Below are 17,444 nucleotides of genomic sequence, written 5' to 3' on the forward strand. Positions count from 1 at the left end.
ACCACGGGGCCGCCTCAGGGCGGCCTCGTCGTTCATGGGTGCTCAGGAGGCGGTGACCGCCGCGCCGGCAAGCTCGTCGGCGGAGGCAGGCAGGTCGGCCGCCACCAGCGCCAGGGTCCGCTGCAATGCGCCCTGGCCCTGTTCGATCAGGGTGGCGCCGGCCTCGGTCATCGCCTGGCGCGTCCCGGGATCGGCCAGCAGCGCCTCCAGCGCGGCGCCGACCGCCTCGGCATCCGCGCCGATGCGCAGCGCCCCGGCCTCGTCCATGCGCCTGGAGATCTCGGCGAAGTTGTGCAGGTGCGGGCCGGTAACCACCGCCGTGCCCACGGCCGCCGGCTCCAGCAGGTTGTGCCCGCCGATCGGCTGCAGGCTGCCGCCGACGAAGGCGACGTCCGCGCAGCCATAGAACGCCATCAGCTCGCCCAGGGTGTCGATCACGAACACGTCGTCGTCCGGCCGTGGCCAGTGCCCGCCCCTGCGGGTGCCGACCTTCCAGCCAGCCTCGGCGGCCAGCGCCTGGACCCGCGCGAACCGCTCGGGGTGCCGCGGCGCCCACAGCAGCAGCAGGTCCGGCCAGCGCGCGCGAAGGCGCCGGTGGATCGCGATCACGGCCGCTTCCTCGCCCTCGTGCGTGCTGGCGGCCAGCCACACCGGGCGCGGCCTGGCCAATGCGGCGGAGAACGCCGCGCGCACCGCGTCCAGGCAGTCGGGCACGGCGACGTCGTACTTGAGGTTGCCGATGACCTGCACCTGCGCGGCGGTCGCCCCGAGCTTCTGGAAGCGGCGTCCATCGGCCGCGGACTGCGCCGCCACGCACTTGACCGTGCGCAGTGCGCGACCGATCAACGGCCGCAGCAGGCGGTAGCCGCGCAGCGAGCGCGCCGACAGCCGTGCATTGAGGATGTAGACCGGGATGCCCAGGTCGCGGCAGCCGAAGAGCATGTTCGGCCACAGCTCGGTTTCCATGATCAGGCCCAGGCTGGGCTGGAAGTGCTGCAGGAAACGCGCGGTGCTCCCCGGCAGGTCGTAGGGGAGGTAGACATGCTCGACCCGCTCGCCCCACAGCGCGCGCACGCGCTCGGAGCCGGTGGGGGTGATGGTGGTGATGACCCAGCGGATGTCGGGCCGCTGCCGCAGCAGGACGTTCACCAGCGGCGCGGCGGCATTGACCTCGCCCACCGACACCGCATGCAGCCACACGCACGGGCGCCGCGGCTGGCTGCCGTAGGTGGCGTAGCGCTCGTCCCAGCGGCGGAAGTATTCGTGGACGCGGAATCCACGCGAGATCAGGTGGTACAGGGTGAACGGCGAGAGCACGTACAGCGCGAACGAATAGAGCGCGCGCAGCACGCCCTCGCCCGGTTCCTTCCGCTTGGCTACGTTCGGCATGCGCGCAGCATAGCCGAGGCGATGGGCGCGGGCTGTGCACGAAGCCGTAGAATCGGCCCCATGACCGCGCCCGACACCCCGCCGCCGCGTCCGCCCCTCACCCCGCGCCACTGGCCGATGTGGCTGGGCCTGGGCGTGATGATCGTGGCCGCGCGCCTGCCCTGGCTGTGGCAGCGCGCGATCGGCCGCGGCGTCGGCTGGCTGGCGCTGCACCTGGCCGGTACCCGCCGGCGCGCGGCGCAGGTCAACATCGAGCTGTGCTTCCCGGCCGAAACCCCGCAGTGGCGCGCCCGGCTGCTGCGCGACAGTTTCGATGCGCTGGGCATCGGCCTGTTCGAGTTCGCCCGCGCCTGGTGGGGTGGCATCGGACCGATGCGCCGCGACCTTCGCATCGAAGGACTGGAGCACTTGCGCGCACTGCAGGCCGAAGGCCGTGGCGTGCTGCTGGTGTCGGGACACTTCATGACCCTGGAGATGTGTGGCCGGCTGATGTGCGACCACGTGCCGCTGGCCGGCATGTACCGCCGCCACCGCGATCCGGTGATGGAATGGGCGGTCAAGCGCGGCCGCCTGCGCTACGCATCGGCGATGTTCGGCAACGGCGACATCCGCGGCGCGGTGCGCCACCTCAAGCGCGGCGGCTTCCTCTGGTACGCCCCGGACCAGGACATGCGCGGCAAGGACACGGTATTCGCGCCGTTCTTCGGCATGCCGGCCTCGACCATCACCGCCACCCACCAGCTCGCGCGGCTGACCGGGTGCGCGGTGGTGCCGTTCTTCCACCGCCGCGAAGGCGGGCGCTACATCCTGCGCGTGGCGCCGCCGCTGCCGGCATTCCCGGGCGAGGACGTGGTTGCCGATACCGGCCGCGTCAACGCGGCGATCGAGGCGATGGTGCGCGAGGCGCCCGCGCAGTACCTGTGGATCCACCGCCGCTTCAAGCGCCAGCCGGAAGGACGCAGCACGTTCTACGAGCGCGACTGAGCCTCGCCGCGGCAACCGTGCTCCGTAGAGCGGGGCTTGCCCCGCTGATTTCACCGTGAAGTGATCGGCGGACCTGCGGGCAGCGGGCCAAGGCCCGCTCTACGGGCGCTCGCGCCCATGAAGGGCGCCGGCATAGAGCCCCGCCAGCAGCAGCGCCAGCCCACCCCAGAAGGTCGAGTAGAACGCAAGGTGGGTGTTGAGCGGAAACACGGTGACCGCCAGCGCGAGCAGCGCGGGACGGGCGCGATCGCGGGCGACGGCGTCGGCGCGACGCCAGCTCCGCCACACCATCCAGGCGCCCGCCAACCACAGCAGCAGGCCGATCGCGCCAGTCTCGCTGAGCAGTTCCAGTAGCAGCTGGTGGGCGTGGTAGGCCTCGCCACCGCCCCAGGCCGGCGCCTGTCCCGGTGCCGGATCGCAAGCGGGCCAGGCCACGCGGAAGCCGCGCACGCCGACGCCATTGAACGGATGCGCTTCGATCATGCAGGCCGCGCCGGTCCAGATCCTGCCGCGGCCGGACAGCGCGCCATCGACGCCGGCGCCCTGCCCGGACTGGAACGCCAGCGCAGTCCGCTCCGCGCGCTGCTGCAGCTGCGGCGACGCCGCATACAGCGCGACCAGGCCGACCAGGCCGGCCGCGGCGAAGGCCAGCAGCTTGCGACCACCCAGCGCGCGCCAGCCGGAGAACAGCAGCACCAATGCATAGGCGACCCAGGCCGCGCGCGCGCCACCGAGCAGGATGGCGATGCCCAGCGCCAGCGCGGCCACGCACCAGCCCGCCACGCCGAAGCGCCGCGACGCCGCTTCCAGCGCGAACGGCGACAGGCTCGCCAGCACCAGTCCGAGCTTGAGGTTGCACGGACCGAACACGCCACCCAGGCGGTCGACCGCGGCGACCTCGGCGGCGGTGCAGAAACCCGCCCCGGCCGTCGCACGCTTGAGCGCGTCCAGGCTCCAGAACAACGGACTGGTGCCCGACGCTGCCTGCAGCAACGCATCCATCGTCCACAGCGCGACGATGGCCGCCAGGCCACTCAACACCAGCCGCCGCCCCGCCGGCGCCTGCAGCGCGATCGCCACCCCCCACAGGAACGGCAGGTAGCGCAGGTCGGCCGCCACCTCCTTCCAGGCGCGGCCCCGGTCGAGCGCGTCGGGTGCGGACAGCAGCTCCGGCAGCCAGTACACGGCGAACAGCGCGGTCGCCAGGCCTGCGGCACGGCGGTCCAGCGGCAACATGCGGGCCTTGCCGAGCGTGACCGCCAGCTGCACCAGCACTGCCAGCGCGCCGAGCGCAAGCACGCCCTCGGCCGACCCGGGTAACGGCCACAGCGCGACGAATGCCAGTACCCAGTACGGCGTCCAGGCGAACGCGCGCAGGCGCGCGGTGTCGTGCTCAGCCGGCCAGTTCGGCATACAGCTCCAGTGTCGCGTGCTGCATCGCCTGCAGCGTGTAGGGAAGGGTGTCCGGCGGGCGCGGCGGTGCGCGCAGCAGGCTGGTCGCCGTGACGGCCAGCGCCGCCGCGTCGAACGGCGCGACCGCGCCCTGCGGCTGCAGTTGCCCGAGCAGTTCGCCGACGCCGCCGTGCGCCCAGCCCAGCACCGGACGACCGACCGACAGCGCCTCGAGCACGGTCCGGCCGAAGGCTTCCGGCTTGCGCGAGAGCTGCAGCACCAGGTCGCTGGCCGCGTACGCCTGGGCGATGCGCGAGGTGGGCGCGGTGAACAGCACGGCGTCACCCACGTCCAGCTGCGCGGCCAGCGCTTCGAGCTCGCCTACGTATGCGTCGCGCCCGGCCTCGCGCGCGCCGGGCAACCACAGCCGCGCCCCGGGGAAGGGCCCGGCCCGCAGCGCGGCCAACAGGTGCAGTGCGTCGGCGTGGCCCTTCAGGCGGGTGCCACGGCCGGGCAACAGCAGCAGTGGTCCCTGCCCGGCCAGCACGGGATGATCTTCTGCTACCCGCGCGCGCGCCGGATCCGGATGCGTGCGCCGCGGGAACTGCAACGGATCGATGCCGCGCGGAATCACCCGCAGCCTGGCCGGCTCGACGGCCGGGTAATGTCGCAGGACGTGCTCGCGCACGGTCTGCGACACGCAGACCACGCGTTCGCCGCTGGCCATCACCGAGCTGTAACGGCCCGGCGAGTTCAGCCCGTGCACGGTGGTGACCCAGCGCGGACGCCGCCGGGCAGGCAGTGAATGCAGCGCGATCCGGCCCAGCCAGGCCGGCAGGCGCGAGCGCGCGTGGACGATGTCGGCGGCTTCGCGCAGCAGCAACGCGCGCAGTGCCGGCACATGCCGCAGCACCGCCGGCGACTTGCGGCCGATGTCGAGGGCGACGTGTTCGCCGCCGCATTCGCGCAAGGCCGGCAGCAGCCGCCCGCCTGCGGAAACGACGATGGCGCGGTGCCCGGCGGCGACCAGCGCGGCGGCGATTTCCAGGGTGGAGCGTTCGACCCCGCCGGACTCGAGCGCCGGCAGCAGCTGGACCACAGTCAGGCGGCGTGGCACGGGGTGGCCGGCCTGCGTCCGGGCCGCGGCCTCAGTCGGCCAGCTGGTAGACCGCGCCGCAGTACGGGCACTGCGCTTGGTGGTCCGGGTCGTCCTGGATCGGCAGGTACACGCGCGGGTGCGAATTCCACAGCGCCATTTCCGGCGTCGGGCAGCTCAGCGGCAGGTCGGCGCGGTGCACGGTGTAGCGCTTCTCGGCATTGGCGGGCGCGTTGGCGGTGGTGGTCATGGCGGGGGTCGACGATGCGGGAGCAGGCGCCAATTCTAGCCCCCCGCCGGTCGCGGTGGGCCGGTGCCCGGGAAAAAGGCGCGGCCGCGATGCCGGTGCCCGCTGCCGCCGGCGAAAACCGTTCCGCCGCGACATAAAAAACGCCAGCCCGTCGAACGGGCTGGCGCGCGGCGGTGGGGAGGGAGAACCCGCCGGCTTGCGTGGACCGGCTTACTTGGCCTTCGGCACCGAGGCTTCGGTGGTGATGCGCAGCTCGACTTCGTCGCTGACCGCCGGGGCGTAGTTGCCGACGCCGAACTCGGTGCGGCTGAGCGTGGTGGTCGCATCGAAGCCGATCGTCGGCGCCTTGGTCATCGGATGGTCGGCGGCCTTGTTGAGGGTCACATCGAGCACGACCGGGCGGGTGATGTCCTTGACGGTCAGGTCGCCGGTGACCTTGAGCTTGCCTTCACCCGCCGCCTCGACCTTGGTGCTCTTGAAGGTCGCCTTCGGGAACTTGGCCGCGTCGAAGAAGTCGGCGCTGCGCAGGTGCTCGTTGAACTTGGCGCTGAAGCCTTCCAGGCCCGACAGCGGCAGGGTCACCTCGACGCTGGACCTGGCGACGTCGGCCGCGTCGTAGACGAGCGTGCCCTGGACGTTGCCGAAGCTGGCCGAGGGGTTGGAGAAGCCGAAGTGGTTCCACTGCGCCAGCACGGTGGTGTGGGTCGGGTCGATCTTGTAGGTCACCGGGGCCGCGAACGCCGGGGCGGCGGCGAAAGCGAGCAGGGCGGCGGCGGAAAGCAGGCGGATGCGCATGGGATGCTCCTTGTGTAAAGCGGACGGGGTGGGTCGAGGCGGCGCGCGCGTCACTCGATGCGCGCGGCCTCGTCGAACGACAGGCGCGGCGAGCGCGGGTAGATGCTGGCGGGATCGCCCTGGCCGAGATTGACCAGGATGTCGGACTTGATGTTCGTGCCGGCGAAAAACGCCTCGTCGACCTTGCCGTTGTCGAAACCGGTCATCGGGCCGGCGTCCAGGCCCAGCGCGCGGGCGGCGACGATCAGGTAGGCGGCCTGCAGCGAGCTGTTGCGCAGCGACGGCTTTTCGCGGCCTTCGCGCGGGCCGTCGAACCAGGACTTGGCGTCTGCGTGCGGGAACAGGTACGGCAGCTTTTCGTGGAAGTCCTCGTCGCGGCCGATGATGACGGTCACCGGCGCGGCCATGGTCTTCTTGTAGTTGCCTTCCGCCAGCGCCGGGCCGAGCTTGGCCTTGGCCTCGGCGGACTTCACGAACACGAACCGGGCCGGGGTGGTGTTGGCCTGGGTCGGGCCGAACTTCAACAGGTCGTAGAGCTGGCGCAGGGTGGCGTCGCTGACGTCGCCGGTGAAGGCGTTGTAGGTGCGGGCCGTGCGGAACAGCTGGTCCAGCGCGGCATCGTTCAACGGGTGCGGCATGATCGGTCCTTGGAATGGCGGGTCGGGAGGCCGGTGGTGCGTCCCCTGCCCGGCCTCCAGGCAGGCGGCCAGTGTAGAGTGTTGCATCCATGATTTTGTGAACCCATTCCGGAACGAATTGATGTCGTTTCCGCAACAAAAAGCACTGGATTCCACGACTTGGCTGCTGACTGACGGACATGCCGGCAACGTCCGCCAGGCCGCGGCGCTGGCCCGTGCGTTGGGCGTCGCCGCGCCAGTGACGCCGGCGCTGGACCCCGCCGCACCCTGGCGCTGGCTGGCGCCACGGCGCCTGCCGGGGGCCGCTCGCGCCTTCGGCCCGGCATTCGCGGCAGCACTGGCCGGAACGATCCCCGCGCTGGCCATCGGTTGCGGCCGCCAGGGCGCGCTGGCCACGCGGCTGGTGGGCGCGCGTGGCGCGCGCACCGTGCAGGTGCTGGATCCACGCATCGATCCGCGGCACTGGGACCTGGTGGTCGCGCCCAGCCACGACCGCCTGCGCGGCGCCAACGTGGTCCCGATGCTCGGTAGCCTCAATCCGGTCGACGACGCCTGGCTGGCCGACGCGAGCGCGCGTTTCCCCGCGCTGCTGGCGCTGCCGCGGCCACGCATCGTGCTGCTCGTGGGCGGACCCACCCGGCACGCGCCCTGGACCACCGCGGCGCTGCAGGTGCTGCTGGCGCGGTTGCGCGAGCGGATACGCGCCGAGGGTGGCAGCCTGCTCGCCACGGTCTCGCGGCGCACGCCGGCTCCGGTGGCCGCCTGCCTGCGCGAAGGCCTGCGCGACATGCCCGGCCTGCTGTGGGACGGTGCCGGCGACAATCCCTATGCGGGCCTGCTCGCCTGCGCCGACCGGCTGGTGTGTACCCCGGACTCGGTCAACATGCTCTCGGAGGCCTGCGCCACCGCGGCCCCGGTGTTCGTGCTGGATCCCGGTTGCGCGAGCGGCCGGATCGGCCAGTTCCTGGGGGCGCTGCAGGACCGGGGGCGGGTCCGCGCGGTTGGCGACGGGAGCCTGCCATCGTTCGCCGCACCGGCGCTGCGCGAGACCGCGCGGGTGGCCGCGGAAGTGCGCAGGCGGCTGTGGCCGCAGCCGGTCGACGGCGACGGGGCATGGCGCTGCTGAGCGAAGCTCAGGCGTCGCTACCGGCGGCCGGCTCGAAATCGAGACCGCATGCGCGCAACGCCTCGTCCACCGCCGCGCGTGCCTGCGCGATCGCCTCGGTGGGCGCGGCCAGGCGCGGGCGCCGGTCGAGGGTGCAGGCCAGGCCCACGTCCAGCAGTACCGCGTGCGCCGCGTGCAGCGAACGGGCGATGTCCGGCGCGAGCCATCCGCAGGCGGCCAGCGCGTCCAGCAACGCCGGCGTGTCGCGCGGCTGCAGCAGGCCGGCATGGGCCGATGCCTGCGCCAGCACGCCGAACTGCACAAGGAACTCGAGGTCGACCAGCCCACCGGCGCCCTGCTTGAGGTCGAAGCGCGCCGCATCGCTGCGGTCCAGCTCGGCGCGCATGCGCCGGCGCATGTGCATCACGTCGCCGGCCAGCGCCGGGACGTCGCGGTGGCGGCCGAGCGTCTGCGCGCGCACCCGCTCGAACGCTTCGCGCAGCGAAGCATCGCCTGCCACCGGTCGCGCCCGCACCAAGGCCTGGTGCTCCCAGGTCCAGGCACGTTGCCGCTGGTAGTCCTCGTAGCTGGACAGGGTCGAGACCAGCAGGCTCTTGCCGCCGTCGGGGCGCAGGCGCATGTCGGTCTCGTAGAGCCGGCCGGCACTGGTCACCGCGCCGAGCAGGGCGACGACCTTCTGCGCCAGCCGCGCGTACCAGCGCGACGCCTCCAGCGGGCGCCTGCCTTCCGAGACCGCGGCCGGATCGGCGTCGTAGAGGAAAACGAGGTCCAGGTCGGAGCCGAAACCCAGCTCGCGTCCGCCCAGGCTGCCGTAGCCGATGACGGCGAAGCGGCCGCCGGGCAGCGCGCCATGCGCGGCGAGCACCTCGGCCTCGGCCATGCGCAGCACCTCGTCCACGACCGCATCGGCCAGGGCCGCCAGCTGCCGGGCGCTGTCCTCTGCCGGCTGGCGGCGATCCAGCGCGGCCAGCGCGATGCGGAAGCTCAGGGCCTGCCGCACCTCGTTGAGCGCGCGCAACGCCGCTTCCGGATCGCCCTCGTCCTGCGCCTTGACCGCGGCCACGCAGGCGGCGCGCATCGCCGCCTCGTCCGGCATGGTGCCGGCGACGCGCGCATCGAGCAGCTCGTCCAGCAACAGCGGATAGCTGGCGATGCGCTCGGCCAGCAGCGCGCTGCGTGCGAGCACGTCGACCAGCCGCGCCAGTGCGCTGGGCTGCTCGTCGAGCAGCGCCAGGTAGCTCGCGCGGCGCAGGATCGCCTGCAGCAATCCGAGCAGGCGCCGCAGGGCAGCCTCCGGCTGCGCCGAGCGCGCCGCCGCGGCGAGCAGGGCCGGCACCACGCGGTCGAGCCGCTTGCGCGCCGCATCGGACAGCGCGCGCACGCCATTGCCGCGGGCGAAGTCGCGCAGCGACGCGTCCGCCCCTTCCGCATCGCCGAAGCCCGCATCGGCCAGCACCTGCGCCTGGCCCGCTTCCGGCAGGCCGCGCCAGTAGCTCTCGAGCGCGTCCGGCGCGGCTTCGCCGCGGCGCGGCACCAGCAGCGCGTCGAACTCGGCCGACACCTGCGCGCGGCATCGCGCCAGTGCCCGGGCCAGCGCATCCCAGTCGTCGTAACCGAGCGCCAGCGCCACCCGCGAGCGGTCTTCCGCGTCGGCCGGAAGCGCGTGCGTCTGCGCATCGCGCAGCATCTGCACGCGGTTCTCCAGCCGGCGCAGGTAGCGGTAGGCGTCTTCCAGGTCCCGGCCGTGGTCCGGCGCGATCTGCCCGGCCGCGACCAGCGCGCGAAGCGCGGGCAGCAGGCGCCGGCCGCGCAGTTCCGGTTCGCGACCGCCGCGGATCAGCTGCAGCGACTGCACCAGGAACTCGATCTCGCGGATCCCGCCCGGACCGCGCTTGAGGTCGTCGGCCATGTCGCGGCGCTGCACCTCGGCGACGATCGCCGCCTTCATCGTGCGCAGGCCGTCCAGGGCGGTGTAGTCCAGGTAGCGGCGGTAGACGAACGGACGCAAGGTCTCCAGCCATGCTTCCCCGGCGGCGGTGTCGCCAGCCACGGCACGCGCCTTGAGCCAGGCATAGCGCTCCCAGTCGCGGCCCTCGCGCTGGAAGTACTGGTCCATCGCCGCGAACGACCACGCCACCCGGCCGGCGTTGCCGAACGGACGCAGCCGCAGGTCGACCCGATGGCAGAAACCGTCGGCGGTCGCCTCGTCGAGCAGCTTCGCCAGGCGCTGGCCCAGGCGCGCGAAATAGTCCTCGGCCGCCAGCGCGCGGCGTCCGTCCGACTCGCCGTCGTGCGGGTAGGCGTAGACCAGGTCGACGTCGGAGGAGAAATTCAGTTCGCCGCCGCCGAGCTTGCCCAGCCCGAACACGACCAGGCGCTGCGCACGGCCGTCGGCATCGCGGACCACGCCATGGCGTTCCTCGAATTCGCCCTCGACCGCCGCCAGCGCCAGGCGCAGGCACGATTCGGCCAGGCGGGTGCTGCCGGCCAGGGTCGCATCCACGTCGTCCAGGCCCAGCACGTCCCGCCATACCAGCCGGGTGGATTCGGCGGTGCGGTACAGGCGCAACAGGGTGGGCCAGGCCAGCGGCTGCGCCGGATCGAGCTCCGGCTCCGGCCACGGGCCCGGATCGGCCGCCGCCAGGTGCGCCAGCAGCGCCGGCTGGCGGCGCAGGGTTTCGATCGCGAAGTCGCTGGCCAGTGCCACCCGCGCGATCCGCTCGCGCAGGCCGGGATCTTCGAGCAGCAATTCCACCTGCGGCGAAGTGGCGCCAAGGGTGGCCAGCGCGCGGGCACCGATGCGCTCACGCAGCACGGCAGGACTGGCGGATGGCGTTGCGGAAGCGTCGTCGGGTGGCAGGCTCATCGCGCCGATTGTGGCACGCGCCTCCGCGGCCCTCCGCCGCGCGCCGCGGCCCGCACCGGGCGCCGGACCACGCTTCGGCGTGCATCGGCGCCGCTACTTCTAGACGCGCCCACTGCGGGACGCCACCCTGCGCCTGTGCGCCCCGCAGGCGCCAGGCAACAAAAAAAGCCCGCTTGCAGCGAACTGCCAGCGGGCCTGCTCCCTCCCCCACGTCGGGATGCGGGGCCATCGTGAAGGAGCCGTTAGGCGCTTTGCACGCTGCACTGCAAAACAGCACCGGGAGGTTCAATTTCCCGCTTTTTTCCGGGCAAAACTGAATACGGACAACCGCCGGGATGACACCGGTGCCACGGATACCAGCCGCACTAGCGCAGCATGGCCGGCTGGCCCTTGAACCACTCCTGGGCGCGGACCAGGTGCATGTCGCGCTGTCCGTTACGCAGGTCGACACCCGCCGACAGCAGGCCCATCCGCGCGAGCAGTTGGCCCTGGCGTTGGCCATCGGCCAGGCGCAGGCGCGCCTGCACTTCGTAGCGGTCGTTGCTGGCATGCACGCTGTCCAGGACCAGGGTGTCGCCCTGCCACTGCACCTGCGCGCGCGCCTGGACCTGGCCCGAGTCGACCAGCCGGTCCATCCAGCGTGGATACCCCTGCCCGCTGCCGAACAGGTCCAGCAGGAAACCGACGTCACGCGCCTGCACCTTGACCTTGCCGGACACCGAGTCCGGCGCGGCCAGGTCGATCCGCGCGCTCGGCAGGTCGACGTTGGCCCACCAGCCCTGCCGCGCCTTCCCGTCCGCGGACTGGAAGTTCACGTTGCGCAGCCGCACCTGGCTGCCGTCGAGGACGAACTCGCGTTGGGCCAGGTCGGCGCGCCGCAGTTGCGCGTCGAGCGCCACGTCGCCCTTGAGCTGCCGTCCACCCATCGACATGCGCGCTGCATGGCCTTCCACGCCCACCGTGCCGTGGCCGATGTTGCCGACGCCGTCCAGCCGCAGGTCGGCGCTGGCAGTGCCGCTGCCGCCGTCGATCCGCATCTGCTCGGACAGGAAGCGGTTGTAGACGCGCAGGTCCGGCACCTGCGCGTCGGTGAAGCGCAGGTGCGCGCTGGTCGCACCCATGGCCGCGCCCTGCATCGGCCGGCCTTCGATGGTGAGGTCGAGCTGCAGGTCGTCGCCCTTCGCATAGGGCGCCCCGGTACCGGCGGCGCCGGCGATCGAGTACCCGTCCAGCTGCACCGCCAGGCGGGTCTGCAGCGGACCGTCGCCTTGGGCGACCAGGTCGGCACGCACCCGCCCCTGGCCGCTGATGTGGTTGTCCATGACCACCGCCGTCACCGCCACCTGCGGCAGCTCCACGTGGCTGCCCGGCGCCGGCCGGCCCTGGTCCAGCCGCAGGTCGGCGACCAGGTCGCCCGAGCCGTCCAGTTGCAGCCAGTCCGGCGCGTTGAACATCGTGGTCACCCAGGCCAGCGACGGGAAGCGCCAGTGGCCGACGACGTGTCCCGAGGCGCGCGGCAGCACGGCGGGCAATCCGCCCTGGGTCGGCAGCTCGCGGCCCTGCAGCCGCATCTCCGCGTCGACGTCGAGGACGCCACCGTCGCGCTGGGGCACCTGCAGGCGCAGCGCAATGTCGTCGTCGACGCTGGCCTGCACCTGCAGCTGGCCGCCCAGCGGTGCACCGGTGATGCCGACGCCCCGCATCGGTGCGGTCCAGCTCAGCGTTCCGCCCGGCTGCAGCACGCCATCGCGCATTTCCAGGCGCGCATGCAGCTGGCCGCCGCCGGGCGTGGTGGCGACATGGAAGCGCCCCTGCGGGTCGAAGTAGCCCCGCAGCGAGGAGCCCTCGCCATCGATCGACACGCTGCCGTCGGTGAGCAGCAGCTTGCGCATCCCAGGCGCCTGGGCGCGGGTATGGCGCTTCATCGCGAAGCTGCCGTCGACCCGGATGCGGTCCAGCAACGGGTCGCCGTCGGCCAGCAGGCGCGCGCCGTCGAAATGCAGCGACGAGGGCAGGATCTGCATCGGTCCGCCGCGCAGCTGCTTGGAGAAGCCGAACACCGCCTGGCCATCGCCTTCCAGCACCAGTTCGTCGAAATGGCCGCGCAGGACGTGGTCGGCGGCGATCCGGTCGAACAGCAGGGTCCAGCCGCCCGGGCGTGGTGGCGGCGGCTCGCCGTTGCGCTCCACGTGGCGCGCCCCGCCGGTGACGCCCGAGGCGACCACCTCGGGTACGCGGATCTCCTTGCGCAGCAGCGGCCACAACGCCAGCCGGCCGCGCATCCGCTGCGCCTGGACGTCCCAGTAGATCTGCCGGACCTGGCCCTGCAGGCGCACGTCGCGCGCCACGACATGGCCCGGATAGAGGGTGAATGCCCGGCCCCACTGCGCCTGGAACTTTTCCGGCTGGCGGTTGGCCGTCCAGGGCCCCAGCGGGGTGTTGAGGAACAGGTTGCCCAGCAGCAGGTAGACGCCGTAAACGACCAGCAGCGTCCACAGCGTGCGCCGCAGCCAACGTGGCCGGCTACGCCAGAAATCCAGCCAGCCGGCCCATCCCCGCCGGATCGCTCCGCTTATCGAATCGAACGTCCGCGTGCGTGCTTCCATGGCCGGCGACCTTCCTGCAGCGGGGGCCAGCGCACGCTACCGCGAATGCGGGCGACGCGCACCTGCGTGGAAGCGCCTGGCGCGACGGCCCGGTGGCGACCCGGACCGCCGGCCGCCGTCGCGCCGCAACCCGACAGCGATCAGGCCGCCGCCTCAGCTGCGGCCTGCATGCGGCGCTCGCGCACCGCCGCGGCCAGGCGCTCGAGCACCTGCACCGAACGTTCCCAGTCCAGGCAGCCGTCGGTGATGCTCTGCCCGTAGACGAGCGCGCGGCCGTCGACCAGTTCCTGGCGGCCACCGACCAGGTGGCTTTCCACCATCACCCCGATGATGCGCCCGTCCCCACCACCGACCTGGGCGGCGATGTCGTCCACCACGGCCGGCTGGTTGTCCGGGTTCTTGCCGCTGTTGGCGTGGCTGGCATCGATCATGATCCGCGGCGCGATCCCGGCCTTGACCAGCACGTCGCTGGCCGCCTGCACGCTGGCGGCGTCGTAGTTGGGGGCCTTGCCGCCGCGCAGGATGACGTGGCTGTCCGGATTGCCGCGGGTGGCCACGATCGCCGTGCCGCCGGCCTTGGTCACCGAGAGGAAGTGGTGCGGATGCGAGGCCGCGCCGACCGCATCGGCGGCGATCTTCACGTCGCCGGTGGTGCCATTCTTGAATCCGACCGGGCAGGACAGGCCCGACGCCAGCTCGCGGTGCACCTGGCTCTCGGTGGTGCGCGCGCCGATCGCGCCCCACGCCACCAGGTCGGCGATGTACTGCGGCGAGATCACGTCGAGGAACTCCACGCCCGCCGGCAGGCCCAGTTCGTTGATCCGCTCCAGCAGGCCGCGCGCCACGCGCAGGCCCTTGTTGATGTTGAAGCTGCCGTCCAGGTCGGGGTCGTTGATCAGGCCCTTCCATCCCACCGTGGTGCGCGGCTTCTCGAAGTACACGCGCATCACGATCTCCAGTTCGCCGGCCAGCGCGTCGCGCAGCGGGCGCAGGCGGCGCGCGTACTCGAGCGCGGCGTCCGGATCGTGGATCGAACATGGGCCGATCACCACCGCCAGGCGGTCGTCCTGGCCATGGAGGATGCGGTGCAGCGCCCGGCGCGAGCCGTCCACCGTTTCGGAGGCGGTCTCCGAGCACGGCAGTTCTGCGATCAGCTGGGCGGGTGGAACCAGTGCATCGATGCGGCGGATGCGCAGGTCGTCGGTGTGGGGGGCCATGGGGGAAACTCCTGGGATCGTGTTCGCTTCCCGCCGGAGGCTGGCGACAAAAAAGCCGCCAGGATCTCTGGCGGCTTTCAGGGGATGTGTTCTTCGGATCAACTCAGAACGCGCGTACCCCTTCCTCCGCCAGTGGCTTCGGAAAGTAATACCAGAAGTAAAAGCGGGCGCGCTGCGTGTTCACGGCGCCATTGATAACAGTCGGTTCCGGGGCGCGCAACCGTTTCAGCGGCAACGTGGCCGGGGTGCGAGCGAACGTCTGCGCGTAGAAAAGGCGGCCTTCTAATGCGGGGCGTTGGCCACCAGGGCTGGTCGAGGCTTCCGACTCCGACTTTCGGCTAGGGCGTGGCTGGCTGCTGAAGCGCCAGCTCCGGAAGGGGCCGCCGCACCCCGGGGCCATGGCCCACCCTTCGGGACGACATCCTGTCTTTACGAAGGGCCGTGGCACATCCCTGTGCCACTTGGTCCATGGCCCCGGGGTGCGGCGTCCTTCGCGATCTTCGAGGTCGCGGCTTCGATCCGGATTCGGGGCGACGCCGGGCGTCGGGTGCGGGTCCGCAGAGCGTGGCTTCAGGTGCATATGGCCACGGAGGAAGCAGAGGGTAATGAGAGCCACGCCGCCGGTCGCCCTGCGAGTGCGGGCTGTGCAAGGAAGAGCGAAGCCACGCGCTCGACGCGCCGAAAGGACGCCGTCCTGTCGCCATGCGGGTCGAGCGGCACAGGGATGTGCCGCGGTCGCGAGCTGAGGCAGGACGCCGGCGCGAGCGACGACCCCCATGGCGGCAGGACGGCGGCCCGCTCCGGAGCTAGATCGCCCCCCAACAAATTTCGATCCGGCCCGGCAACGCATGCGCATCCGCCCTCCGGCCGCAACGCGCCGCAACCGTGAGAAGAGGCAAAGAAAAACCCCGCCAGGTGGCGGGGTTTTCCGTGGTGCTTGCAACAGAGGCGGAGCGGATCAGAAATCCATGCCGCCCATGCCGCCCATGCCACCGGCGCCCGGCATCGCCGGCTCGTCCTTCTTCGGGGCCTCGGCCACCATCGCTTCGGTGGTGATCATCAGGCCCGCGATCGAAGCGGCGTTCTGCAGCGCGGTGCGGGTGACCTTGGTCGGGTCCAGGATGCCGAACTGCACCATGTCGCCGAACTGGCCGTTGGCGGCGTTGTAGCCGAAGTTGCCCGAACCGGCCTTGACCTGGTTCACGATCACCGACGGCTCTTCGCCGGCGTTGGTGACGATCTCGCGCAGCGGCGCTTCCATCGCGCGCAAGGCGATCTGGATGCCGTGGTTCTGGTCTTCGTTGATGCCCTTCAGGCCTTCGATGGCCGCCTTGGCACGGATCAGGGCGACGCCGCCGCCCGGGACCACGCCTTCTTCTACCGCCGCACGGGTCGCGTGCAGGGCGTCTTCGACGCGTGCCTTCTTTTCCTTCATTTCGACCTCGGTGGCCGCGCCGACCTTGATGACGGCCACGCCGCCGGCCAGCTTGGCCACGCGCTCCTGCAGCTTCTCACGGTCGTAGTCCGAGGAGGTCTCCTCGATCTGCGCCTTGATCTGCTTGATGCGCGACTCGATGGCGGCGGTGTCGCCGGCGCCGTCGATGATGGTGGTGTTCTCCTTGGAAACCTGCACCTTCTTGGCGCGGCCCAGGTCCTTGATCGTGGCCTTTTCCAGCTGCAGGCCGACTTCCTCGGAGATCACGGTACCGCCGGTCAGGGTGGCCATGTCTTCCAGCATCGCCTTGCGACGGTCGCCGAAGCCCGGGGCCTTCACGGCCACGACCTTGACGATGCCGCGGATGGTGTTGACCACCAGGGTGGCCAGCGCCTCGCCCTCGACTTCCTCGGCGACGATCAGCAGCGGCTTGCCGGCCTTGGCCACGCCCTCGAGGACGGGCAGCAGGTCGCGCACGTTGGAGATCTTCTTGTCGTGCAGCAGGATGAACGGGTCATCCAGGTCGGCGCTCTGCGACTGCTGGTTGTTGATGAAGTACGGCGACAGGTAGCCGCGGTCGAACTGCATGCCCTCGACCACGTCCAGCTCGTTGTCCAGGCCCGAGCCTTCCTCGACGGTGATCACGCCTTCCTTGCCGACCTTCTTCATCGCCTCGGCGATGATGTTGCCGATCGACTCGTCGGAGTTGGCCGAGATCGTGCCGACTTGGGCGATCGCGTTGTCGTCGGCGGTCGGCTTGGACAGGTTCTTCAGCTCGGCGACGGCGGCCACGACGGCCTTGTCGATGCCGCGCTTGAGGTCCATCGGGTTCATGCCGGCGGCCACGGCCTTCATGCCCTCGCGGATGAACGCCTGGGCCAGCACGGTGGCGGTGGTGGTGCCGTCGCCGGCGTTGTCGGAGGTCTTGGAAGCGACTTCCTTGACCATCTGCGCGCCCATGTTCTCGAACTTGTCGGCCAGCTCGATCTCCTTGGCGACGGACACGCCGTCCTTGGTGATCGTCGGGGCGCCGAAGCTCTTCTCGAGCACGACGTTGCGGCCCTTCGGGCCCAGGGTCGCCTTGACGGCGTTGGCGAGCACGTTCACGCCGCGGACCATGCGGGCGCGGGCGTCTTCACCGAAACGAATATCCTTGGCAGCCATTGCGGAATTACCTCAGTTCTGTGATTGCGGGTTTGGGATGCGGCGAAGCGGCGGGCTCAGCCCAGCACGGCGAAGATGTCGTCTTCCTTCACCACCAGGTACTCGGTGCCGTCGAGCTTGACCTCGGTGCCGGCGTACTTGCCGAACAGCACCTGGTCGCCGACCTTGACCTTCGGCGCGCGCACGTTGCCGTTGTCGAACACCTTGCCCTCGCCCACGGCGACGACCTGGCCCTTGATCGGCTTCTCGGTGGCCGAATCCGGGATCACGATGCCACCGGCGGAGACCTTCTCTTCCTCGGTGCGCTTGATGACGACGCGGTCGTACAGCGGCTTGATGTTGCTCATGTTTCAATCCCTCTCAAGTGATTGACTGGGTTGGAAAAAGGGCGGTAACTCTAGCACTCGCCTGTTGCGACTGCCAGCACCGCGGGCGCAGAAAACCCGGATCGGGGACCGGGATGAAAGGGCAGATGGGGCGCGGACG

The 17,444-nt window shown here is 71.3% G+C and carries 13 protein-coding genes; 2 read left to right on the forward strand and 11 right to left on the reverse strand.

The features are described 5' to 3' along the window. Positions 1-42: 42 nt before the first annotated feature. The gene (waaA, locus tag CSC66_RS13150) at positions 43-1,389 is read right to left on the reverse strand and encodes a lipid IV(A) 3-deoxy-D-manno-octulosonic acid transferase (protein WP_162377861.1); all 1,347 of its coding nucleotides are present in this window, start codon (positions 1,387-1,389) and stop codon (positions 43-45) included. Between the two features lie 60 nt (positions 1,390-1,449). On the opposite strand from waaA, the gene CSC66_RS13155 reads away from it, so the two are divergent. Beyond that, on the forward strand, positions 1,450-2,373 hold the full coding sequence (locus CSC66_RS13155; RefSeq protein ID WP_162377862.1) for an LpxL/LpxP family Kdo(2)-lipid IV(A) lauroyl/palmitoleoyl acyltransferase: 924 nt from the start codon (positions 1,450-1,452) through the stop codon (positions 2,371-2,373). 99 nt (positions 2,374-2,472) lie between these two features. Here CSC66_RS13155 and CSC66_RS13160 read toward each other — a convergent pair whose 3' ends face one another. From CSC66_RS13160 to CSC66_RS13180, 5 genes are all read right to left on the reverse strand, one after another. Then, positions 2,473-3,786 carry an O-antigen ligase family protein gene (locus tag CSC66_RS13160; RefSeq protein WP_162377863.1) on the reverse strand — a complete coding sequence of 438 codons (1,314 nt, stop codon included), beginning with the start codon at positions 3,784-3,786 and terminating at the stop codon, positions 2,473-2,475. Continuing rightward, entirely contained in the window at positions 3,767-4,882 is a 1,116-nt protein-coding gene (locus CSC66_RS13165; RefSeq protein WP_162377864.1) for a glycosyltransferase, read from the reverse strand. The genes CSC66_RS13160 and CSC66_RS13165 overlap by 20 nt, the downstream gene beginning before the upstream one ends. 31 nt (positions 4,883-4,913) lie before the next feature. Then, the gene (locus CSC66_RS13170) at positions 4,914-5,111 is read right to left on the reverse strand and encodes a zinc-finger domain-containing protein (protein WP_162377865.1); all 198 of its coding nucleotides are present in this window, start codon (positions 5,109-5,111) and stop codon (positions 4,914-4,916) included. A 210-nt stretch (positions 5,112-5,321) separates the two neighbouring features. Next, a complete protein-coding gene (locus CSC66_RS13175) occupies positions 5,322-5,906 on the reverse strand; it encodes a YceI family protein (RefSeq protein ID WP_162377866.1) in 585 nt (194 codons plus the stop codon). Positions 5,907-5,956: 50 nt separating this feature from the next. Beyond that, positions 5,957-6,544: a malonic semialdehyde reductase gene (locus CSC66_RS13180; protein WP_162377867.1), complete on the reverse strand. Its 588-nt coding sequence runs from the start codon at positions 6,542-6,544 to the stop codon at positions 5,957-5,959. Between the two features lie 121 nt (positions 6,545-6,665). On the opposite strand from CSC66_RS13180, the gene CSC66_RS13185 reads away from it, so the two are divergent. Then, entirely contained in the window at positions 6,666-7,670 is a 1,005-nt protein-coding gene (locus CSC66_RS13185) for a mitochondrial fission ELM1 family protein (protein WP_162377868.1), read from the forward strand. A gap of 7 nt (positions 7,671-7,677) precedes the next feature. Here the strand turns inward: CSC66_RS13185 and glnE are convergent, their stop codons facing one another. The 5 genes from glnE to groES form a co-directional block, all read right to left on the reverse strand. Next, positions 7,678-10,536, reverse strand: a complete 2,859-nt coding sequence (gene glnE, locus CSC66_RS13190; RefSeq protein ID WP_162377869.1) for a bifunctional [glutamate--ammonia ligase]-adenylyl-L-tyrosine phosphorylase/[glutamate--ammonia-ligase] adenylyltransferase — start codon at positions 10,534-10,536, stop codon at positions 7,678-7,680. Between the two features lie 365 nt (positions 10,537-10,901). Next, positions 10,902-13,142, reverse strand: a complete 2,241-nt coding sequence (locus CSC66_RS13195) for an AsmA family protein (protein ID WP_162377870.1) — start codon at positions 13,140-13,142, stop codon at positions 10,902-10,904. 140 nt (positions 13,143-13,282) lie between these two features. Beyond that, positions 13,283-14,359: a 3-deoxy-7-phosphoheptulonate synthase gene (locus tag CSC66_RS13200; protein ID WP_162377871.1), complete on the reverse strand. Its 1,077-nt coding sequence runs from the start codon at positions 14,357-14,359 to the stop codon at positions 13,283-13,285. A gap of 958 nt (positions 14,360-15,317) precedes the next feature. Further along, the gene (groL, locus tag CSC66_RS13205; protein ID WP_162377872.1) at positions 15,318-16,958 is read right to left on the reverse strand and encodes a chaperonin GroEL; all 1,641 of its coding nucleotides are present in this window, start codon (positions 16,956-16,958) and stop codon (positions 15,318-15,320) included. A 56-nt stretch (positions 16,959-17,014) separates the two neighbouring features. Continuing rightward, complete coding sequence (gene groES, locus CSC66_RS13210) at positions 17,015-17,305, reverse strand: co-chaperone GroES (protein WP_052631102.1); 291 nt, start codon at positions 17,303-17,305, stop codon at positions 17,015-17,017. Between the last annotated feature and the right edge of the window lie 139 nt (positions 17,306-17,444).

The organism is Pseudoxanthomonas kaohsiungensis (genome assembly GCF_010211765.1).
Lineage (GTDB): Bacteria > Pseudomonadota > Gammaproteobacteria > Xanthomonadales > Xanthomonadaceae > Pseudoxanthomonas > Pseudoxanthomonas kaohsiungensis.